The organism is Haloarcula montana (assembly GCF_035666295.1).
Lineage (GTDB): Archaea > Halobacteriota > Halobacteria > Halobacteriales > Haloarculaceae > Haloarcula > Haloarcula montana.
Map to the genome: position 1 here is coordinate 54,951 of NZ_CP142027.1, position 20,811 is coordinate 75,761.

Annotated in this window: 27 protein-coding genes; 11 read left to right on the plus strand and 16 right to left on the minus strand. The window is 58.1% G+C overall.

The window, feature by feature from the left end; genetic code table 11:
* Positions 1-85 precede the first annotated feature (85 nt).
* Entirely contained in the window at positions 86-1,339 is a 1,254-nt protein-coding gene (locus tag VJ109_RS00265) for an AI-2E family transporter (protein ID WP_324758152.1), read from the plus strand.
* Here the strand turns inward: VJ109_RS00265 and VJ109_RS00270 are convergent, their stop codons facing one another.
* From VJ109_RS00270 to VJ109_RS00295, 6 genes are all read right to left on the minus strand, one after another.
* Entirely contained in the window at positions 1,340-2,203 is an 864-nt protein-coding gene (locus VJ109_RS00270) for a DUF2250 domain-containing protein (RefSeq protein WP_324758154.1), read from the minus strand.
* Positions 2,204-2,255: 52 nt separating this feature from the next.
* The gene (locus VJ109_RS00275; RefSeq protein WP_324758155.1) at positions 2,256-2,957 is read right to left on the minus strand and encodes a YqjF family protein; all 702 of its coding nucleotides are present in this window, start codon (positions 2,955-2,957) and stop codon (positions 2,256-2,258) included.
* A gap of 164 nt (positions 2,958-3,121) precedes the next feature.
* Positions 3,122-4,156: a tyrosine-type recombinase/integrase gene (locus tag VJ109_RS00280; protein WP_324758157.1), complete on the minus strand. Its 1,035-nt coding sequence runs from the start codon at positions 4,154-4,156 to the stop codon at positions 3,122-3,124.
* Positions 4,153-4,572 (minus strand): DUF5805 domain-containing protein, encoded by a 420-nt coding sequence (locus tag VJ109_RS00285; RefSeq protein WP_324758158.1) that lies wholly within the window; start codon positions 4,570-4,572, stop codon positions 4,153-4,155. The genes VJ109_RS00280 and VJ109_RS00285 overlap by 4 nt, the downstream gene beginning before the upstream one ends.
* A gap of 384 nt (positions 4,573-4,956) precedes the next feature.
* Positions 4,957-5,688 carry a hypothetical protein gene (locus tag VJ109_RS00290; protein ID WP_324758159.1) on the minus strand — a complete coding sequence of 244 codons (732 nt, stop codon included), beginning with the start codon at positions 5,686-5,688 and terminating at the stop codon, positions 4,957-4,959.
* 172 nt (positions 5,689-5,860) lie between these two features.
* Positions 5,861-6,148 carry a winged helix-turn-helix domain-containing protein gene (locus tag VJ109_RS00295; RefSeq protein WP_324758160.1) on the minus strand — a complete coding sequence of 96 codons (288 nt, stop codon included), beginning with the start codon at positions 6,146-6,148 and terminating at the stop codon, positions 5,861-5,863.
* Positions 6,149-6,457: 309 nt separating this feature from the next.
* On the opposite strand from VJ109_RS00295, the gene VJ109_RS19595 reads away from it, so the two are divergent.
* The 3 genes from VJ109_RS19595 (at position 6,458) to VJ109_RS00315 (ending at position 8,029) form a co-directional block, all read left to right on the plus strand.
* The gene (locus tag VJ109_RS19595; protein WP_491745813.1) at positions 6,458-6,790 is read left to right on the plus strand and encodes a winged helix-turn-helix domain-containing protein; all 333 of its coding nucleotides are present in this window, start codon (positions 6,458-6,460) and stop codon (positions 6,788-6,790) included.
* Positions 6,791-6,873: 83 nt separating this feature from the next.
* Positions 6,874-7,083: a hypothetical protein gene (locus tag VJ109_RS00310; protein ID WP_324758162.1), complete on the plus strand. Its 210-nt coding sequence runs from the start codon at positions 6,874-6,876 to the stop codon at positions 7,081-7,083.
* 454 nt (positions 7,084-7,537) lie between these two features.
* Positions 7,538-8,029 (plus strand): type IV pilin N-terminal domain-containing protein, encoded by a 492-nt coding sequence (locus tag VJ109_RS00315; RefSeq protein ID WP_324758164.1) that lies wholly within the window; start codon positions 7,538-7,540, stop codon positions 8,027-8,029.
* Between the two features lie 31 nt (positions 8,030-8,060).
* Here VJ109_RS00315 and VJ109_RS00320 read toward each other — a convergent pair whose 3' ends face one another.
* Both VJ109_RS00320 and VJ109_RS00325 read right to left on the minus strand, forming a co-directional pair.
* Entirely contained in the window at positions 8,061-8,648 is a 588-nt protein-coding gene (locus VJ109_RS00320) for a site-specific integrase (RefSeq protein ID WP_324758166.1), read from the minus strand.
* A 122-nt stretch (positions 8,649-8,770) separates the two neighbouring features.
* A complete protein-coding gene (locus tag VJ109_RS00325; protein WP_324758168.1) occupies positions 8,771-9,610 on the minus strand; it encodes a hypothetical protein in 840 nt (279 codons plus the stop codon).
* Between the two features lie 308 nt (positions 9,611-9,918).
* On the opposite strand from VJ109_RS00325, the gene VJ109_RS00330 reads away from it, so the two are divergent.
* From VJ109_RS00330 to VJ109_RS19600, 7 genes are all read left to right on the plus strand, one after another.
* Entirely contained in the window at positions 9,919-10,314 is a 396-nt protein-coding gene (locus tag VJ109_RS00330; protein WP_324758170.1) for a DUF8023 family protein, read from the plus strand.
* Positions 10,315-10,337: 23 nt separating this feature from the next.
* The gene (locus VJ109_RS00335) at positions 10,338-10,541 is read left to right on the plus strand and encodes a hypothetical protein (RefSeq protein ID WP_324758172.1); all 204 of its coding nucleotides are present in this window, start codon (positions 10,338-10,340) and stop codon (positions 10,539-10,541) included.
* Positions 10,542-10,795: 254 nt separating this feature from the next.
* Positions 10,796-13,345: a carboxypeptidase-like regulatory domain-containing protein gene (locus VJ109_RS00340; protein WP_324758174.1), complete on the plus strand. Its 2,550-nt coding sequence runs from the start codon at positions 10,796-10,798 to the stop codon at positions 13,343-13,345.
* A gap of 85 nt (positions 13,346-13,430) precedes the next feature.
* Entirely contained in the window at positions 13,431-13,997 is a 567-nt protein-coding gene (locus tag VJ109_RS00345) for a DUF8063 family protein (RefSeq protein ID WP_324758176.1), read from the plus strand.
* Complete coding sequence (locus tag VJ109_RS00350) at positions 13,997-14,809, plus strand: hypothetical protein (protein ID WP_324758178.1); 813 nt, start codon at positions 13,997-13,999, stop codon at positions 14,807-14,809. Before VJ109_RS00345 ends, VJ109_RS00350 begins: the two co-directional genes overlap by 1 nt.
* Before the next feature lie 6 nt (positions 14,810-14,815).
* On the plus strand, positions 14,816-16,015 hold the full coding sequence (locus VJ109_RS00355) for a hypothetical protein (RefSeq protein WP_324758180.1): 1,200 nt from the start codon (positions 14,816-14,818) through the stop codon (positions 16,013-16,015).
* Positions 16,016-16,199: 184 nt separating this feature from the next.
* Entirely contained in the window at positions 16,200-16,577 is a 378-nt protein-coding gene (locus VJ109_RS19600; protein ID WP_491745814.1) for a PD-(D/E)XK family putative nuclease, read from the plus strand.
* A 118-nt stretch (positions 16,578-16,695) separates the two neighbouring features.
* On the opposite strand, the gene VJ109_RS00360 is transcribed toward VJ109_RS19600, so the two are convergent.
* From VJ109_RS00360 to VJ109_RS00395, 8 genes are all read right to left on the minus strand, one after another.
* Complete coding sequence (locus VJ109_RS00360; protein WP_324758182.1) at positions 16,696-17,301, minus strand: RsmD family RNA methyltransferase; 606 nt, start codon at positions 17,299-17,301, stop codon at positions 16,696-16,698.
* Entirely contained in the window at positions 17,294-17,965 is a 672-nt protein-coding gene (locus VJ109_RS00365; RefSeq protein ID WP_324758184.1) for a hypothetical protein, read from the minus strand. Before VJ109_RS00365 ends, VJ109_RS00360 begins: the two co-directional genes overlap by 8 nt.
* The gene (locus VJ109_RS00370) at positions 17,962-18,684 is read right to left on the minus strand and encodes a hypothetical protein (protein ID WP_324758186.1); all 723 of its coding nucleotides are present in this window, start codon (positions 18,682-18,684) and stop codon (positions 17,962-17,964) included. Before VJ109_RS00370 ends, VJ109_RS00365 begins: the two co-directional genes overlap by 4 nt.
* Before the next feature lie 107 nt (positions 18,685-18,791).
* Positions 18,792-18,989: a hypothetical protein gene (locus tag VJ109_RS00375; protein ID WP_324758188.1), complete on the minus strand. Its 198-nt coding sequence runs from the start codon at positions 18,987-18,989 to the stop codon at positions 18,792-18,794.
* Positions 18,986-19,453, minus strand: a complete 468-nt coding sequence (locus tag VJ109_RS00380; RefSeq protein ID WP_324758190.1) for a hypothetical protein — start codon at positions 19,451-19,453, stop codon at positions 18,986-18,988. The genes VJ109_RS00375 and VJ109_RS00380 overlap by 4 nt, the downstream gene beginning before the upstream one ends.
* 177 nt (positions 19,454-19,630) lie before the next feature.
* Entirely contained in the window at positions 19,631-19,762 is a 132-nt protein-coding gene (locus tag VJ109_RS00385; protein ID WP_324758192.1) for a hypothetical protein, read from the minus strand.
* Positions 19,759-20,097 (minus strand): hypothetical protein, encoded by a 339-nt coding sequence (locus VJ109_RS00390; RefSeq protein ID WP_324758194.1) that lies wholly within the window; start codon positions 20,095-20,097, stop codon positions 19,759-19,761. Before VJ109_RS00390 ends, VJ109_RS00385 begins: the two co-directional genes overlap by 4 nt.
* Positions 20,098-20,535, minus strand: a complete 438-nt coding sequence (locus VJ109_RS00395) for a hypothetical protein (protein ID WP_324758195.1) — start codon at positions 20,533-20,535, stop codon at positions 20,098-20,100.
* Between the last annotated feature and the right edge of the window lie 276 nt (positions 20,536-20,811).

Consider the following 20,811-nt stretch of genomic DNA (forward strand, 5'->3'; position numbering starts at 1 on the left):
CGATTGCAGAGCGGCAGCGCCGGGCGGATCGATGACTGGTCACTGTCGGGACAGCTTTTTGTCCGCCGGTGTGGAACCCGGAGTCATGGCATCGTACGACGTGGACGTCAACTGGCCACGCGCCTTCTGGATCGGCTTCGGCGTGTTGTTGGCGGCTGCCCTCCTCTTCGTCGCCTACTCGTTCGTCGGTACCTTCGTCTTCGGGGTGTTCCTCTACTACGCGACACGCCCCCTGTTCCGGCGGGTGTATCGACACGTCAAACAGCGGACGCTCGCGGCCATGCTCTCGCTGTTCCTGCTCGCACTCCCGGTCCTGATACTCCTGTATTATACGATCGCGATCGCGCTCCAGGAGTTCGATCGGTTCAGCCAGAGCGTCGATCTCGGACCCTACGAGAACGTCCTCGATCCCTACGTCGACGTCTCGACGGTGGTCCAGAACCCCCAGTCGCTCATCAGCGGCGCTGCCAGCCCGGACGCGGTGGTCGAGACCCTCTCGCAGTTCATGGGCTTTCTGGGCCTGATCGGGACGGGGCTCGTCCACACGTTCGTCATGTTCGCGTTCGCGTTCTACATGCTCCGGGACGGCTCCCGTCTGGCCGAATGGGGGAAGGATCTGATCGATCACCACGGCGTCCTGGACCGGTATGCCCGCGAGGTCGACCGGAGCTTCCACCGTGTGTTCTACGGGAACATCCTGAACGCGATCGTGACGGGGGCGATCGGTGCGATCACGTTCAGTCTGGTCGATGTCGTCGCCCCAGCAGGCCTCCCAGTGCCGTATCCAGCCTTGACAGGACTGCTAGCGGGCATAGCCAGCCTCATCCCGATCATCGGAATGAAGATCGTCTATATCCCGATTACTGGCTATCTTGGCATCCAGACAGCGTTCAACGGGCAGGAATGGTGGTTCGTGCTCCTGTTTTTCGCGACGGCGTTCCTGGTCGTCGACACGATCCCGGACCTGCTCGTCCGGCCGTACGTCTCCAGCGGAGGGTCGATCTCGTTCGGCCTGTTCGGCTCCAGCGAGAGCGAGTCAGACAGTACGCCACAGCCTGCATTGCATACGGGAACGCTGATGTTCGCGTACATCTTCGGCCCGTTCCTGTTCGGGTGGTACGGGATCTTCCTGGCTCCGATGCTGTTGGTCCTGGTCTTTCACTTCGCCCGCTTTGTCCTCCCGGAGTTGGTCAACGGATCGACGATCGAACCCTACGCTGTCGACCCGTCGATGGCCTCCGATCACGGGCCGGCCGTCGGGGAATCCGATTCCCCGGAGACCGAGCCAGCGGCCGACACGAGCGACGACGAACCGGCCGGTGATTCGACGCCGGAGTGATCAGTCGTCGAGTTCCCGGAGGAGTTCCTCGGCCGTATCCGTCGTAACGTAGTAGGTGTGTTTGCGGTGTGTCTCGTCTTTCGGTTTGAGCTTTCGCTCGGTCCCTTTGATGATACTCCCTTCGTAGGTCGTGACGAGTCCGACCTGACGGAGGGCACGATAGAGGTGCCGGACGTACTCGAACTCCATCCCGAGTTCCTCGGCAGTCATCCGTGGATAGTCCGGCCCGCCCCGGGCGAGGCGGTGCGCGATCGTCCGGCCGTCGGGGAGGTGTCTGAGGACGTTCTGTCTCCCCTCGCGTTCGCGGAGAAAGCGAAGCAGGTGATCCCCCTCCCGGGACAACCTGTAGTACGTGTGATGTTGGCGCACTTCGTCCGCCTGCTTCGCTTTCACGCGCCGCTGTTTGACCGTGCCTGATTCGACACGTTCGAGCAACCCGGCAGTCGTTAGCTCGTCACAGAGCCGTTCGACCGCTTTTCGCTCGGCGTCCAGGTGGCCGGCTATCGAACGCGGGTAGTTCCCCTCGACGGTTTCGAGGTGATAACAGATGAGATACGCGACCGGGTCGGCCGGCATGGGGGCGAGTTGTCCGACGACTGCCTGTTGACGCTCGAAGTCGGCTTCGAGTTCCTTCGCCCGTTCGTATCGCTGCTGTGCGTTTTCGGCGGCGTCGGCGTCCAGCTCCAGCGTCACCTCGATATCGTCGCCCTGTGGTGTCTCCAAAGTGATCGCGAGCGCGCCGTCCTCCCAGTGGTCCCCCGACTCGTGGCGGGCCTGGTCGAGTTCGTCACGCACCCGCTGGAGACGGGTCATGATGGTGTCCGCTTCCGTCCGCAAGCGCTCGATCTCGGTCCGAGAGACCATCGTCGACCGATACCGCTGTCTCCGGTTTCAACCTGTTGCCGACACCCACGTACTACGTCTGTCCTGGTGCTCGCTCGGACCGCGACGCGACGACATCCAGTCCTGGACTGTAGTAGTACGTCGGCTCACCGTCGGGCCGGTCGAAGCCGTCCGCCGACAACAGTGTGTCACGCTCGATGTCCGCGGCTGCCGGATACAGCGTCCACGGTTCGTGGTCGACATCCGTGTACCTGATCGTTCCGTCGGGGGCCTCCGTGTAGAAACGATATCGCTCGACGAGAAACTCGGCGAACGCCTCGTCGGGAGCGGCGAACGGCTCACCGGTCGGCCAGTACGACCCTTCGTAGTGTGCAGGCCGCGCCCCCGGGTGGAGCCGTCGACTGGAGAACTGGACTCGTCCGTCGACTAACTCCAACGAGATACGCGCGTAAAAATACGGCAGGTGGTGGAACAGTCGCGCCCCCACGACACTCGCTATTCCCTGAGCATCCAAACTGAAGAAGTAGACACTGGGTGTCCCGTCCCTGGTAACGTAGGTCCTGACGTTGAGTTCCGGCAGTCGGACGCCGAACCGCGCCGGGACGCCTTTGGGGCGAACAGCGACGTTGGTGAACGGAACGACCGAGAGCCATGCGGACCCATCAAACACATCCGGTTCCAATCCGTCGGGAAGGTGTGTGTCCATAACGACTGGATCAATCGGCCAGTTCTCGAATAACAGATGCCGCCACCCCATTTCCAGTGATACGACCATAGGTTATCTGCGAGACACGAACAGAAGGCCGTTGCGGACGTTTGCGGATCACACGATATTGCTGTCCCGCAGAGAGTACGGTAACTGTCTCATTCGGACGACCAGCGGGTCGATTGAGTATAGCGATATATGATTTACGAGTTCGAAGCTCGCCACCAATATTGTCAAATTACTGAATATATGTGGGTCGAGTATACGTCCCGAACGCGCGATCCCCACTCGTGTGTGTACGTATCGATGACATCCTGGGCGACATCTCCGCGGAGATACTTCACGATCCCCCTGTCGCCGGTCCGATCACGGAGGTGTGTCGTGAAGAAGTGTCGGAAGTAGTGTGGTGTCACGTTTACTTCGGCTCCACCCCCGGACTCGTACCAGCCACGTTCCCGTGCGTGGGTCTCGACGATGTGATGGACCATATCCGGCGTGAGGCGCTCACCCCAGCTGTCGACCGTCGAGACGAACAGCGGATCAGCCTCGGACTGCGTATCGGGACGAATCGCCAACCAGTGGCGTAACACGGTCGCAAGTTCACCGTCAATCGGTATCGTCGTATCGCGTTTTCGCTTGTTCGATGCGGATCGTTCCTCGCCGTTGACCACTGCCCCGCGAGTCGGTTCCGAATCGACATACAGCGAGTCCGGTCGTCCGTCGATAGTAGCCCGGATCGGAACGGCCGGCCGTGGCCCCGATCGGTCGAGATGGAGATCTTGGAGGTCCAGATTACAGAGTTCACCGGCCCGTATCCCGGTCTTGAGCAACGTCACGACGACAGCGCGGTCGAGTGGGTGTCCAATATCGGCGACGAACGAACGCATGGACTGAATATCTATCTCCCGGCGTGTCGGATCGGTGTTGATCGATTCGTCCATCTCTTCCATGACGAGAGCCATCGGATTCGAATCGAACACACCCACCTGTGCCATATAGTCGAAAAACCGGTGCAGATAGGACGCGTAGGTCGCAACAGTGCCCTCTCCGAGGTTCCGCCGAAGTCCATGGACGTACGCCAGACAGTCCCGGTGTGCTGCCTCGCTGATCGAATCCCCTTCGAGAAACGCCTCGAAGTCCCGCAGTACTCGTTCGTAGAACGCACGAGTTCGTTCGCTTTTCCCATGGAACGTGATATCGTCGAGGAAGTACGCAATCGGATCGTCGGTGGCCTGTGGATCGGCCGAGTGGCTCCGTTCGGGACTCATGTGTCGATCACGTACCCACCATGGCGACCACTGTGCGTCACAGTGTCTTCAGCCTGCAACTCCCGAAGCGCGTCTTCAAGTTGATCTTCAAGTCCATTTGTCAATTCATCGAGTAGGTCATCCCAGTCGTGGTACTCCCCGTCGGCTAAAACATCTTGAACCCTGGTCTTCACCCCGTTAACCCCCGGGGTAGCCTCGGGAGAACCGGGTTGCTCGCTGTGTTCCGTCGCACTGCTCGCCGACGTGTCGTCTTCGGACGGGTCGAACCCACTCCGACCTGCCTGGACCATCGTTCGAACGAACTCGCTTTGACTCATGCCCAGTTCGTCGGCGTGGTCCTGCCAGAGTTGTTTCTGATATGCAGGGACGTACGTGCGAACGGAAGTCCGTTCAGTGTCTCCACGTTCGTCTGCCATACGACAGTCGTCACCCGGCGCCCATATCAAACTATCCCTAGGTACACCGATAAAGAGCCTTATTTGGGAAACTCGACTCACATTCGGCCGTCTTTGCAGTGTCACACTCACAGTTCTTAGGGGCCGTGTCGGGCTTATAGGTCATTTTCACAAATATATGGGTTCCTGTCGGCGTTCTGGTACAACAGGGCCAAACCACGGGCGAGTTCGTGCTTACTGATCCGGTCTTTTCCCGTCGACTCGGCTCCGGTAGCTTCTCGAAAGGCGCGCAAAACTCCCTTTCGCTCAAGCCGAAACGCGAGCCAATCAGCTTGGTGTTCGAGTGGCCACCGTCGCCACCCCGGAGGAAGGTCCGGGGGTTCCTGTTTCCCTCAGTGTCTGGGGTCATTGTGCTAGTGCCTCCTTCTCCTCAGAGTGGGCTAGCTTCTCAGCTAGAAGCGTCCGGCGATACTTCGGGGCGACTCGGTAGCGGTACGGTCGTTCGCTCTCGTCACGTTCGAGAAAACCGCGCTTGTGAGCTTTTCTGAGGTTCTTGGTAGCGGCGTTAGTGGGATCGCCTCGGTGGTCCCACGTATCCTTTCGCTCGGCTACCTCCTCACTGGTCAGATACTCGGCGTCGGCTTCGACTATCGCCATCACCGCGTCGTATGTCTGTGTCTCTGGATTCAGGACAGGGTTCTCGGCGTGTCCGTTCGTCTCCTCCTCGACGGGTTCGGCGTCGGACTCGACGGCGGTGGGCTCCTCGACGGGCTTGGGTGCCGTCTCTACCTCGATCCGTAGCCTCTGGATTCGGTCGGCGTCGACAGCGCCGAGTACCGCGTTCGCTCTCTCTGCGACGTTGCCACCGGCGAAATCGTAAACGTCGGTGTTGGGACTCGTAAACTCTTTATCGCTATACGTTTCGGTCCCCCCGTCGCACCGAACTGGGGCCTCTTTCCAGCGGTGTTGTGGGTCCCTGCTACTCCCCCCGGCACACTGTGAGGGTGGTGGTACCTCACCCTCGGGGGAGACAGCTTCACATCGGGTGCAAACGTGGCGGTTTTCGGGCTCGTGGTCCGTCTCGAAGTGGTCCGTGTCATAGTCACTCGGCGGATCGGCAGCAGCGACCGGCGTCACACCGCACAAGCGGTTACACCGACCACAGGTTTGGGCTCCCGTGCCGGGGCGAGAGTCGGAGACGTCCCGGTTGCCACAGTCGGGACACCGAAGAACGAACTGCTCGGGGTCGTGCCGGTCGACAGTGTAGCCGGCGGGGAGCCGGGGACCACCGACCGACCGGGTGGCCGTCTTACTCATCGTCCCGGCTCCGTTCGTCGAGGAAGGTACTCACGGCCTCGCCCGCGTCGGTGAGCCCGTAGATACGGCCCTTCTTGCGGTCCTCGGAGACGAGAAGCTCCACGATCTCGGCGTCTCGCATCTCCTGAAGCGCCCGCGAGACGTGAGAAATATCGTGAGGCGTACCGTCCGCGATCTCCGAGGGAGTGGCCGGCCCGTGGGCGAGTTCACGGACGGCGGATTCTCGGAAACTGCTGGACTTCACAACCGACACGTTGTCAAAATCAACGTCGGCGCTCATGCTCTGACGCCTCCGTTCACCGCAGTCTTTTCACCGCTCGATTCGAACCGTCCAGTCCGGGCCAGCATACGGCCCGGCGAGTTGGTTCCGTTCATGTTCCACAGCGGAACCACCTTTCTCGGGCCTGCGGTGCAACGCAGGCCCGATATTACCGGAGTAGTAGGCCCCGGCATAGTGGTACGTAGGTGGTTCCTACATACACTACTAAGCCACTATTACAAAAATGCAACGGTAAACTAAAACCGACTGAACCAGTCTGTATTGTAAATTTCATAGGTTGTTCCTAAGGCTGTCTCAAATGCTTAATCAATGCGCAAATCTGGTTCGTGGATGACTATATGGGATGACCGGGTTCTAGAATTTCTTAGGGAAAATGGGCCGAGTTCAGTAGGCACAATAACTGATTCCCTCCAAGTGTCGAATGCCACAGTTTCCCGAAGATGTCGGAAACTCACAGAACACGGTCTAACTCGCGCCGTAGGGAATGGTGTCTACATGATCGAGGAGCGGGGAGAACTCTATCTTGACGAGGAGATCAGCACCTACGAGGACGAACCGGACGAAGTACCGGAGGTAGACGATTCGACCGAGCCGCCGAGTACAGAGGAACCCGACGGTCCCAACGGAGTCGGTAACTCGTGAGGCAGCCGGCGCAGTGGATGACCCGGGAAGATGATCGGATACTCGAACACCTCGATAGCGTACGGTGGTCAACGCCTCGGATCATGGCGACGGAGTTGTTCAAGCAGGTGAGGGAAGGCCACGTTCGGGAGCGGCTACAGTATCTCGAATACGCGGGACTGGTGGCTCGGTTGTACGCGGATACCTGGATGATAACGAGCGAAGGGAGCCGGTACGTCGACGGCGATCTAGACGTTGCCCACCAACCACGGCCGAACCGGGGAAACGTGTTCGAGAAGTGGGTACTGGTCTGAATCTAACTCGTCAGGTACTTTACGCACAATTGGATAGTATCTAGTGCGGGGAACCTACGTCTCATCCCCCCTTCCCCGCATTTCTGAAACGAGATTACCGATCAAAACGGGCTTGAGGGGAATAACATCAATTCCCTCGATTTCAAGGGTTTGACCGGGTTTCAAGGCCGGCTTGAAGCTACACAGGGCCGGGTTGTAGCGGGGGAGAGTAACCAAACAAAATCCAGTAGATATTTGCGTAGTAACTGGGTATTGTCTTGGTGCGGGCAGACGCCCGAATCTTGGGGTAATACGGCATTCCCGGGCCTTGAACAGGCCACTAGGATCCATTACAGGGGGCGACTTTGCCCCCCTTTCAGCGCGAGATTGTTACTTCCAAGAGAGGTTTGAGAGTCTGGTAAATTCTGAAAGGTCTGGCTACTTTATTACAGTACCCTCCTACTCGATAGCTGGAATGCGCATCAAAGAACTGTTCAACGACGATGACGCTGTTTCGCCGGTTATCGGCGTCATCCTGATGGTCGCGATTACGGTTATCCTCGCCGCAGTGATTGCATCGTTCGTCCTCGGACTCGGGGACCAGACGCAGAGCGCCACGCCACAGGCCAGCTTCTCGTTCGACTATGATGCTGGTCCCGGTAACGATACAGAAGGTGTCCTGAGCATCACTCACGACGGTGGTGACACGCTCAACGGAGATGAAGTGTACGTGCGTGGGAGTGGCTTGACGGACGACGGTGCTGGGTCAATCCCTGCAGCCGACTACGATCTCGACAGGAATACTTCACCAGCCTCTTGGAGTAATGCTGGTGGCTCCACGGAAATCAGTGCTGGAAACGGTGTTGATGTCGCAGTCCGGAACTTCTACGATATCCGTGTCGTCTACGAGTCCGCAGAGGGCGATTCCTCGGCCACGCTTGGTCAGGACACCGGTCCCGAAGCGTAACTGACTCGCCGCTTTTCCGTTTTTTCAGCTGCTATAGCCAGTCGACTTTCTCCCGTTCTCGACGTTGTGCCTCGGGGCTGTGGGTTCCTCGATAGTGGTCTAAGAACGTCTGTAGATCGTCCCACCCGCCCCAGTCGCAGACTACCATAGCGTCGACATCGGCCGACCGGAGAGAGGTAGCCCACGTTCGGCGTAGATCGTGCATCCCGACGTAGCTCCATCCCGGGTCATTTGTCACAGATTCAAGTTCGTCGGTAGCGTCTCCTATCCAGTTCCGAAGGGTCCGGGTGGTAGCGTCGACGGCGGGCTCGTCGGCGGGCTCGTCTCGAATGTCTCCGACGGTTCGGATTGTCGTTGCCAGATTCGGCGGCACAGGCGTCTCTCGGTACTTGTCGGTCTTGGCCGACTCCCACACCCTGAGCATGGTACCGGCGTCTGTGTCGGCTACGTGGGCCGGTGCGACGTTCAATACCTCGGCCGACCGAAGGCCACACCGAGCGGCTAGCTGTATCGCTATCCGTCTCTCGGTATCCTCGAATTGCTCGATTAGTTGCTCTACCTCTCCCTCGGACAGCCACACCTTCATACCGTCCTGGTTCTCGTATTCTTCTAGATTCATTTCCGGTATGTTTGCATAGCGGAAGGATAACCTAGAGTCTTGGGGTGCCGGCGGGGGTGTTCGGGGGTAGATCGGGCCGATTCTTTCCGGGTCTATGGACAGAACCGGAAGTAGGATATTGATTAACGGACTGGATCATCGTAGAGGTCGGATTGAATCACCTCGAAATCAAGATTATAACTTGAACAAATACTCTGCAATAAGTCCTTCATCCATCCCGGGGAAGTCGGTGATAAATAAATTGTCTCGATGAGAGATTCAATATCCACGGAAACATATTTTCCATCATCTAAATCATCCCAATTAATCCTTCTAGCCGGTGCCTGGACTTCTTCATCATATTCGACTTCTCCCGTGGTTGGTAAATCATCTATAATTGCTCTCAGCTCTTTTTCATGCTCAAAGCTCTTTCTTTTGTGTAAGAATCGGTGGTACATATTGTCCTCTGGTATAGAGGTGTCTTGATAATCAATGTATTTTACCTCACCAATTCGAACCAGATAATCTGATTTTTCAAATGCAGAAATCATGGACCTAACAGTTGATTGAACGGCTATTCCAGCGTCTGAATCAGAATAAACATCCCACATGGCCGCAGATTCGTACTCATTCATGTGCCAGCAATTTAGGAAGAACATTTCTCGCGAATACTCAAAATCATCTAACACAGGACCAGATTTAACGCTATCAACAACTGCCTGAGTCAATCCAGGACTCCAGTACGAGGTTAGTTCTTCAAGCTTCTCCCCACGTTTCTTTGTCTCTGAGACGATTTCATCCCTATTCTCAAAGTTCGCTGGAGGATATTCACCTTCAAATGGGTCCTCAAATTTATCAGATCTATTGAAAAATAGAGATTCTCTTTCTACCAGAGACATGAATTGGCTGAGTCCCATATATCTCCAAATTTTGGCTTCATGATCTTCAGGGGTAGTAACTGATGGGTGGGGTTCGTATGGCATTGGGGAGAATATAGTCTGGAATAAGTAGAATCTACTGGGGTCAATAACCCCTGGAACGATTGAATTCGAATTTTTCGGACATGGAATCTGTGTAGGGGATCGGAAGCATCTGAACACACCCCTATCAAGATAAAGACTGGGAGAAACGCACAGTCTGTACGGGAACGGTGGTTAGTGTACGGGGTGGCCGGCTACCCAGTCATTTAGTCACGCAAATAATCGGCTTCACTTTCACTGTGCATTGTGAGATATACTTACCCTGTGGCTTTGGAATCGAAACTATCGGTCCAGTCCGGGCCGGTGATCCAATGGCAACAGGCAGATTCGACCTACCCGACGCGGCTCTCTCGCCCATTTTCGTAGCGGCGAGTATGATTTCGCTCGGGTTGATCGACTCGCAGTGGTTCGGTATCGACTTCGCTAACGCGGTCTACACGTTTTCGGGCTCGTCGGGCTCGACGGAGATCACGATAGCGACAGTAATCAGCCTCGCCGTAATCGGCTACGCCTACTATACCAACAGGCAGGACATTTCGTCCTTCGAGCGGCTGGAAATCTGGATTATCACGGCTACAGTGGCCCTAATCCTCGCTCCGCCGTTCGTGCCGATTCTGGAGGACTTGGTTAGTGGGGGCGACTTCCCGGCGTTCATCGCTCTCATCATCCAGGCAGGCGGGTACTACTCCCTGAGTTTCACAGGCTAAACAAATCGCTCAGAACACAACACATGGACGACCTACTTAACATCGCGACTTGGGCAGTAAACGGAGTGGCCGCCGTCAACTGGGGGCTACAGGAAGCAACGGACACAAACCTCCTGACAGACACGCTGTCGCTCGATCCGGGAGCGGCCGGGATCGTGTATATCATCATCGGACTGTCCGGGGTTCTCGGACTATACCAGCTGGTCGAAGCGGAGTACATGGAGTAAACCATGTTCCGGCTCGACAGTCTGGAATCCACAATCAAGCCATTCGAGGTACTGACGGCGCAACTCAGTATTACCTCTGTGGCGGCTCTGTGGGTTCTAGCACCGAGTGAACCAGTGAGTCTCGTCCCGTCGCTCGGGCTGGCCTACGTGGTTCACTCGGTGCATAGCAGGAAACAGGAAGCGGAATCGTGGGTCGGAAACGACGAGATCGAGGGGGCCGAACAGTGAGGCTACGCGGTCATAGAGCTTTCTCTGTGTTCATCGGGATCCTCGTCGTTACGTCGACAGTCGCCGGGCTCGGGATCATCAGTATGCCAGTTGCAGCGGGGTCTACAACCTCAGACTTTGAGGATGGTAATAACCCGTTTAGCAACTCAGCTATCAGGACTGGTGACGCCGCAAGCGGCGATAAGTATATTGAGGTAACTGGTTATCCCGCGATGGCGAGTGTATCGCCAGATAACAATGTAGTGATTTATGTCCGGCCGACCAGCGGAAACGGACAATCTCAAGTAGCGACACAAGACAGTGGCGGAAACTTAGTACATAATCTGGAGATAAACAAAAACGGTGGGTTTGACATATACGACGCCTATGGAAGCCAATTAGCGGATACTCAAGAAGGAGTGTGGTACAAACTCAAAATTGGGACCGACAACACGCTGCAAATCACGGATACGAGGGACGGAACAACCCTCTACAGCGGGAGTCTTGGGACCGGCAGCGGAAGCGGAGTCTCCGATATATTCGCAGATCAAGGGGTAGACCTAGATCTGCTGAAAGTGGATGAGACACCACTAAGAACCGTTAACGGAACGGTACAGGATGCAAGCGGCCAAGCTCTCACTAACGCAGGCATCCGGGTCATGGAATCATCAGGGAGTCTAGTCGACTCAGCAACGACAGACGAAAACGGGACGTTCTCAATCGAAGCTCGGGGGCAAAAGCAGGTAACGGTTGGCAGTGATAAGACCGGATACCGGCCGGCTTCGACTAGCTTCACGGTTAATCAGTCGGTGTCCCCGACTCTGACTCTCTCAGAACAGACGGACCCGGCAACCGGGAAAGTTTTAACCGGATTTCAGGAGCCCGCGACGGGCGCACTGATCGAGGTTCGGGACGATACCGGTACGGTAGTCGAGACAACCCGAGTCGACGGGAACGGGACGTACTCGGTGGGCTCAGACGTTACGAACGGCTCGGTGCGAGCCTCCGGTTCGGACTACGTGACAAATGACACGGCGTACGTCGACACGGTGAACGGGGCGAGTATCCCGACGCTGTACCTCGAAGTGGAGGCTACGCCCCGCGACGGGTACGCGGAGGACGTGACGGACCCGATCATCCACTCGGACTATCGGCAACTCAATACCGAGAGTGTCGTCGAGAAGTGCGGAGGCACGAACACCGACACGGCTACCACAATCGCAGAGGACCGCCATCTGATAGACTTAGGCTCGATGACGTGGCAGGGTTGGGACGGCATCGGTCCGGATGAAGTGGCCTGCGAGGTAGAAGCGGACTCGGAGAACCAGACGCGGAACAACATGGTCGCGGTTAGTGCCGTCACGAACACGACGGGACAGACGACGCGGGCGACCATGCGGAATTACCTCACCGACAGCCGTGGGGCGTCGATCAGTGAGGCGAAGGTGAACGCCTGGAACGCGCTGGCGAATAATTCGACGGCGAAGCAGGCGAAGATCGAGACGAACGCCTCTGTTGATGGGTTCTACCACGCACAACAGGAGAACCTCGGAGCGTCTTGGTCTGCGGCCGTCGAGCAGGCTCAGTACGCCTATCAGGAGGAACAGAGAGTAACCGGAGAAGTAGGCGACTGGGTGACGGTGAAGACGGCTAGCGGGACGGTCCAGCTAGACCACTCTAACCCGTTCCAAACGTCGACGGTGGAGACGGGACACGACAACTTCACGATCACGACGTTCAGGACGGCGAACGGGAACGTGGTAACACCGTTCCCGTCGTCTACCACCGCTCCGAACGGTGGGCCGTACGTCCAGGGACCAGTCCTGCAAGTGTCGGCCGACCCTGTGGCGACGGCAGAGGATCAGGGCGACGGAACGGGAGCCTACACGACCCTGGCCCGGTCGTCGGACTACAACGGGATCGTCAGCACCATCGACACGCAGAACCAGCAGACGAAGGACAACGCCGCGAAGGTGATAGACGACGTGTACACGAACTACACGGCCGAGAACATCACCGAGGCGAACGCGACGGACTTCCTGACGCCTAACGAGATCGCTAGCCGGGCGGCAAGCGACTACAACAGTACCGGCTACTACTCGTATTCGGCGGTTCAACTCGCCGCGAGCGGGTACGGGGGGAACGTGACGGCGGCTCACGTAATCGAGCTAGGCGACGGGACGCGGAAAGAGGGAGCCCTGTTCTACACTGGGTTTGACGACCTCGCCAAGTTCGAGCGAAACAAGACGTACGATCCGGCAGACTACAACGGCACGTTCCTGATAGCGACCAACGACGGAACGGAGACAATCGGTCAACCGTTCGAGATCGTCGAGCAGTACAACACCAAGACAGGGAACACGACGGAGAACGCGACAGTCGAACAGTACACCTACGAGACGACCGATGTAACGGGGCTCTCGGACCAGTTAGACGGTCTGTCGGAACTCCAGACGGCGTATGATAGCGCCGACACCCGGACGATCCTAGGCGGTGGCGGTGGAGGGTCCGGCGGGTCGCTCGTCGGCGGAGACATGGCGATGTTCGCGCTGGTGTTCTTGGGGGTGATTATCCTAGTCGGCTCTCTCATCAACTGACGGTATCGGCACGTTCCTATCCCCTACCCTTAGCGACCCTGTGGAGGTTCCGAGACGGCGGTTCAAATCCGCCGGCAGGGAGTGTATGAAACGGATAACAGCGATTATCGTAACGCTGGCACTGTTGACAGTGGCTCTTTCGGTCGGGCTGGCCGGTACTGGCTCGGCCCAGTCGGTCCCCGAGAATCCTGTGACAAATGACACTCAGGACGCGACGGAGACGCCGGAAAGCGACGGCGTAGTAGCTTACATAGACGGCCAGACGAGAATCCTGAATCAGAGCTACAATCAGGAGGCAGGCACGGTATCGCTAGTGATCGAGAGCGACGGCCCGCAAAGGATCACAGTCTCAGACGGCGGCTTTCTAGCAGACGGCAAAAGTGGACACATCCCTACTCAGTCCGTCCGAGGGAGCGGGAAACACACTATCACGGTGTCAGTAACACAGGTGGACGGGATGATAGCGGTCGGAATCACCACGCAGGCAAGCAACTACGGGCACGTGATCGAGCCTAAGCGAACGTCGATTTGGGAGCGAACGAACTCCCGAGACGGCTGGTTAGGCGGGGTATCGGTGACGATCGCTATGGGGTTCGTCGCCGCGTATCGAGTCAAGAACAACGATCCAGATAGCCCGGAGGAACCTGAATAATGGACTTTGACCCTGGCACGGTAGTCCCGACGTTCAAGAACAACAAAGACCGAGCGGTGTACCTCGCCGCAGAGTACAAGATTCCACTGTCGATCATGGCGCTGGCCGCCGGTGTATGGGCGTTTGCCGTCTCTCCCGACCTCCCGACGCCGACACAGAGGCAACTCACGTTTGCGACTCTGTGGGGAGTGCTGGCCCTCCCGACCTACTACGCGCAGAAACAGATAGCCGAGTATCTATACTCTCCTGACTGGGTGTACGTCGGTATCTGCGACCCCGGAGAGGAGGAGATTTACCACGTCGAGAAGGTCCCGCCGGAACTGTGGGAACGCAAGCAGGTACACGGAGCGAACCCGTTAGTCCCCGATGACGGAATCTGCGACTACGTGGTAGTTCGGTACAACTACTACGAGGAGATAGACGAGTTAGAGGTTCGAGGAGTCGAAAAAGAGGATATGAGTCCGGCGGAGGCTACGCGGTACGAGACGCGGGTGGACGAATACTATGAACACCACCACGAGGTTCGGCGGGCGTACGCCTCTCTCAAAGCGACGGTACAGAGGTTTACGACGCAGGTTCACGACGATACGCTAATGCGGTTAGTCGAGGAGCAAGAGGAGTCTCAGCTAGTGCCGGGATCGTCCTCGCTGGAATTGATCGAGGAGATAGAGGAGGAAATCGGGGATATGCCAGACGGCCCGGCAGGAGAGCCACCGGAGCCCGAGACCGTCCTCGATGAACAATTCCCCGATCTAGACGAGGCTAACATTCCCGAGCCCGTCGAGAATCAAGAACCCGAACTAAACGACTGAGTGACTATGACAGAGAACGGAGAAAGCGACGGGTGGGCCTACTCGGAGTCGAAGGACTGGAAAGACGGCCGACACAGACGGGAGAATCGGTTTGTACGAGACGAAGCGGGAGAGGTAACGAACTCCCGAGCCCGTCGAACTCTCACGAAAATGCGGGCGGCGTATGAGAGGATGTACCGACAGGGACGGCTAGCGGCCGACGCGCCGGCCAGTATCGAGGATACCCACGCCTACAGGGAGATTCGAGAACACTACGATACGGAGGCTTTCGCCCGTCGAGTCGAGGAGGGAGACGCCGAGGGACTGCGGGCACAGGTAGGCTCTCAGAACGACGAGGTAGACGTCTCTGGGTGGCACGACATCGAGACGGTCAGGAGCATAGCGACCGAGCAACACCTTCGACTGTACGAATTTGGGGAACCGGGGACCGGCAAGACAAGCGCGGGGTGTCTCGTCGCCCGGCACTGGTTAGACGCTCGCAGGAAGGAGGGACACACAGACGCGCGGATACTTACTAACATCCGGTCGCTGGCCGAGCGAGTCGAGGCGTGTATCTACGTCGGTAGCTGGCCGGCTCTAGACGAGAAGATCAGGGAAGAAATGGCCGATGTTCTCGATGAAAACGTGACGCCGTTTCTGTTCCTGTTTGACGAGGCTAGTAGCCAAGCGTCCGGCGGGAAGGACGGCTACGAGGCTTCTACCAAGCTCGCCACGCTAGTCTACAAGATTCGGAAGTACGGCGGGGCGCTCATCATCATCGGCCACGACGGGAAGGACGTTCACCCATCGATCCGGCTCCTGTGTACCGTTCTAGAGAAGGAGAGCAAGAAACAGGCTCGATTCTACAACACGGTGAAGAATAGGAGCGGGAAAGACCCTCTCACGCCGGAAATCACAGGCTGGCCTGATTCAAAGTGGAGTCCCAACGACAAAGATCCGGCTCCGTGGTCGTGGTCGGACGACGCGGAGGACGATTCCGCCGATAGTGATGGACACATAGCCCGAGAGGAGGCTTATCGGGAGATGGCGATTTGGACGGTAATCAACGAGAGAACTGGGAGCGGCAAACCTACCTCGTTCGCAGATATAGCCGACAAGAGGCTTGACGGACTCTTTAGCGCGGAATGGTGTCGCCAGCGGTGGAACGAGTACGACGGCGGGCAACACGCCGAGGTAGTTGGGAACGTCACGGAGACAATTGGGTGAGGGCGGTACGATGGACGAATCCCAACCACCACGGACCCCCACTTGTGTTAGAGGAAAGACCGCAGGGATAGACGATAATTATGGTATGACATGACTTGCCAAGCCGGGGGGTGGAAGAAATATATCAAACGCGGGCGCGAAAGTGTCGGACTCAAAGCAACAGAATACAGGAGAACGAGAAAAAATGAAAAATCGCAGTAGTAACGCGGCTCGGTACGGTTCGAGAGCGGAGTACAAGATAGCCGAGAAGTACGGGCTCCAGATCGAGGGCACTCACGCAAGCTGGAAGGACGCCGAGTTTCAGAACGGGAGCCCGGTAGAAATCAAGTCTTGCATGGTCAGCACGGGGTATTTCCAGATATACAAGAAGTATCACAATATCCTACGGCGAAAGGGTGGCTGGTACGCTCTCGGCGTCTACAAGCCTCACGGGCGAGGGATACGGCTTCTGAAAACCAAACTCAAGCGGCCGAGTGAGCTACCACTGTCGACATGGAGCCCGACGAACCATAGCCAACGGCAGTCAGAGAAAGCCCGGCTCAAAATCGGGGACGTGTTCTAGAGCGGTCGCTATCCGGTTACAAACGGCGGAACCCGGAAAAGTTCTCCCGCAGTCAAGACGGGAGAACCGGGCTCCGTACCTACGGATATGTAGGACGCTAGGAAAAAGGTTCGGGTGGCTATTCGTCCGGCTTCCCGCCAGTATCGGATAGGGTCATCTGCGTCTTTTTGTCGACCGTCATCAGTATGGGGTGTCGGCCCGGCATGGCTCGACGAAAGAACCGCTTGTGTTCCCGGCTCCATAGGTCGAAGTAGTCAGACGCCCCCCACATATCCCAGCCAAATTCTACGATTCGGCCGCCGGGTTTCACGAGTGGCGCGACGGCTCGACGAATGTCTCCCATATCTCGGGCGTGAAGTCCGTCGTATAGTTCATCTGACTGCGTTTGGTCAAACGGTGGGTCAAGTACCACAACGTCGAACGTGTTTTCGTCGAACATCTGACCGAGTTCGACAGCGTCGACGTGATAATCCGCGTCTCGCTCCGGGTTGAGGTCGTTACGGACTTCCTCAATGCCGTTCTTGTAGTCTGAGAGTCGCGTTTTACCAGCAAATGCGTTCAATACCCGACCTTCGAGCCACGAGAGTAACTCGTCTCGGACCTTCTTTGTCTGAAAGGTCCACCGCCCGATAGCGGCAGGCTTTCCGTTCGGCTCTTTGCCACCGACGTTTACGAGGTCTTCTTCGTCAATCTCTCCGGTGTCGGGTTCCCTCGTCTTACTCATTTACAGATTCCTCCGAGTTATCCTCATAATCGGTGCCCCCATCCGCGAGGGTCTGCTGGTCGGTTCCCGAGCTGGCTTCGAGCGTTCGGAGCCGATGCCAGTACCCATTCCGAACGATGCTGGTCGTGTCGACGCTGTCGGCCCCGAGGTCCGCTGCCCACGTGAGCCGGTCGCCCGGTTTGCCGATGTGAGCTAGGATTCCGTAGTCGTGGGCCGTCATCACGTACTGGCCGGCGTACTCGCGTTTGAAACCGTCCGAGCCGCCGACAAACACACCCGACGCGCCGAGGTCGACGGCGGCCCGAACGGTCTGCTCGACGTTCCGCATCCCGTCTTGGACCGGGAGGTAGTGGTCATACCCGTAGGCGTCCGCCAGCCCGGCGTAGCGCGCGCTTCGGACAAGCGAGCGCATCCCTTCCTGATACACGTCGGGGAGTACCACCCAGTCCGGCCCGCCTGCGTACTCGCCAGCTCGTTCCAGCGCCCCGACCCACTCCGCGAGGTCGAACGCCGACGTGTACGCGCCGTTATCGAGTATCCAGCGGGCCGAGTGTGACCGGCTCATCCGGTACGGTGGGTATTCCGCGCCGTGTTGGAACGACGGGGCTTCACGGCGGGCGCGGGCCAGTTTCGACTCGGATGGGACGCCGTGGTAGATGTTCATGCTGTCACGCTCCCAAGAGTCGACTGTTCATCGCTGCCGAGTTCGTTTTCACGCCGACGGCGATACGCTTCGCGCGCTTCGGGTTCGCAGTCGATAGCGACCCACTCACGGCCGAGTCGTTCGGCAGCAATCGCAGCCGGAGCAGTGCCAGCACACGGGACGACAACCCTCTCGTCGAGGTCCGTGATGCTCTCAATCCACGCTTCGTATGGCGCGACCGGCTTCACGCTCCCCCAGCCGTATCGATCCTGCGGCCGCCGGGCTATCTGCCGGGCGGACTCGGACCACCGGCGATCCGTCTCGCCTTTGTGAGCGAAGACGACAGGGTAGCCACCCGTAGAGCCGTACATTCCGGGCGTGCTCCGGTCGGGCTCGCCGCTCGACGACGTGAGCGTAACTCCGCCGACCTTTCTATACCCGTTCTGGTACGTCTCCGCGGCGTTCCCCCAATTCTCGGTCAGATAGTCGAGAAGTTTCGGGAGAAGCCAGTCGTCGGCGTCCGCTATCAGCCAGCCACCGGGTTTGAGCACCTCTCGGCAGGCGGAGAGGATCTCCGCCGTCTCCTCGAAGCCGTGGGTCGGGTACTCCACGCCGAAGGCGTCCCCGCGCTTCGGTCGCGCCCAAGCGTCGTCGAGACAGACGACCGCCGCGCTTTCGCTCCCGAGCTGGCGTAGCTCCTCGGCGGCGTCACCGATGAGGTAGCGGTCAGTATCGCCCATCTATACATCATCCTCCGACTTTCCGACAGTCTCGGTGGTGGGTACGGGCCGGTTCTGCGGGTGGTTCTGGTGTCCGGTTCTCCGGTCGTTCTCTGTTTTTCGGATAGTCATTTGTCACACCGTTTTCTGTCGGTTAGCTCGTCCTTCTCGAAGGTCCCACAGTCGGGACAGTGGTAGTTACCTGACCGAACGTGGCCGTGGACTTGACGGCCACAGTCGGGACAGGCGAACCGATAGGGCTCCTCAGAGTCGGGCTTACGGGCGTCGGAAGGGCTGATCGGCTCGGGGTCGGATAGATCGCTCATAGATTGTCCCTCCTGTGTATCCAAAACCCAACAGCGAACCAGAGAATGATGATAGGCTGAGGGATGCCAAGCATGGCGGATAGGCTGGATACACTATCAAATATCGTGGGGAAGGCTTCAATAGCGAAGCCGGCAGAGATACCAGCGATAACAGCGTAAGTACCGAAAGATGAAATAAAACCTACTGTGTCTTTGAGGGCAGTTCGCAGGAGGTTCTGAGGCTCTATCTCTCTGGCTTCTCGAACGATACGCTCCGTAGTAGTTTCCTCAAGGGGTACGTCTAGCGTTTCCTCGATACACCCAGCACACAGGTTTCCGGCCGTCTCTCCCCCGACTTCGATACCGCGCACTTCGTCGGGTTTCCACCACTGGTTACAGTTCCGACACCGAATTTCTTCGACTTCCTCCGTCTTCTCGACCACTTCGGTCGTCTCGATCTCGCGGGTCCGAATGTCATCTGTCATGTTACCACCGCGCCACAGTCGGTACAGCGGTATATCTCGTCTATCCTAATCCCTCGGTAGGAGCCGGGAGAGTAGGGATAGATGTGTGTGAGCCACTGAATCGTATCCTCGTGGCATTCGTAGCAGTAGGCGATCCGACGGGGACAGACAGGGCGACCGAGGGTAGGGCTCTTGGGGCTACTCATGGCGGGCGTCCCTCACGATTTCCAGCAGGCTCCGGTTCTGGCCGTGTCTCTCCCACTTGTAGAGGGCATAGACGCCCCACAGGACGATAGAGACGGCCGTGCCGAACATCTCGAAGGGCGTCACTGTTCGGCCTCCCGGTCGACAGCGGTGGGCTCCTCGTCGGACTCGTCTATCCAATCGGGGCGGGCCATTCGGTCGGCAAAGTAGTTCTCCGTGGTGTAGTTCCGATAGGCGAAATAGAGACAGGCGGCGAGTACGAGGGCCGGAACAAGTATCATCGTCTCGCTAACGGGGAGATAGGCGGCGTTATAGCCGTACTGGGTAGATTCGCCGGGGGTAGCGACTCCTCGATCCGGCAGGGAGAGGATAGTAACGAGCGTCCCGACGACGTAGGCGGCTCCGAAAGCGGCCAGTCCGACCGAGATTTCCCGGTCGGTGAGGCGGTCCCTAAGGGTCATTTAGTCATGCACCTCCGTTTTGAGAGTGAGGGATGGGACGGCTAGACGGCCCCATTTGACGGTAACGGGAAAGTCTGAGTCTCCGAGCGGGCGGAGAATACCGTCCTCGATTTGCTCTTTAGAGGTGTTCGGGAAGGCTGTGTTCGCTAGCTCGGTCTTAGCCTTCTCGACGGAGAGAACCCGTTTCTCCCCACAGGCCAGCGCGAGGTAGGCGTCTGCCAGTTTGGGGTCTTTCGGGACGGCGTAGGGAGTCGTTTCGGCGGCGGGTAGGTACTCGTCTAGCGCTTCGCGGACGAGTTCACTCTTGTTCATCCCGTGGTCGTTGATGTACTCTCGGGCTCGGGTTTCGAGATCGCCTTTTAGCCGTGATTCGACTCGATACTCGGATTTGTGCCGGTCGTTGCTAACCGAGTCTCCGGGGAGTCGGCTACCGCTCATTGTTCGTTCTCCGTGTCCGCAGATTGGCGGGTGGCTGCGGGTCCACATGAAACGGGGGTTGGATCGCCCCGGATGCGGGGGGTTCGATTACTGGGGTCGTTTCGGCTGGAGTGTATGGTGGCGGCACCCCCCTCCCCACTACGCTCTGAGGGGTGTGGGGGGCTTCCTGTGTTCGCTGTTCGTACCGGACGACGGCCAGAGTAACACCGGCTCCAGCGACAGCGCCGACGGCGGCGGCGACGGCGGGGCTACTGGCGAGGGGCATTAGTGGGCCTC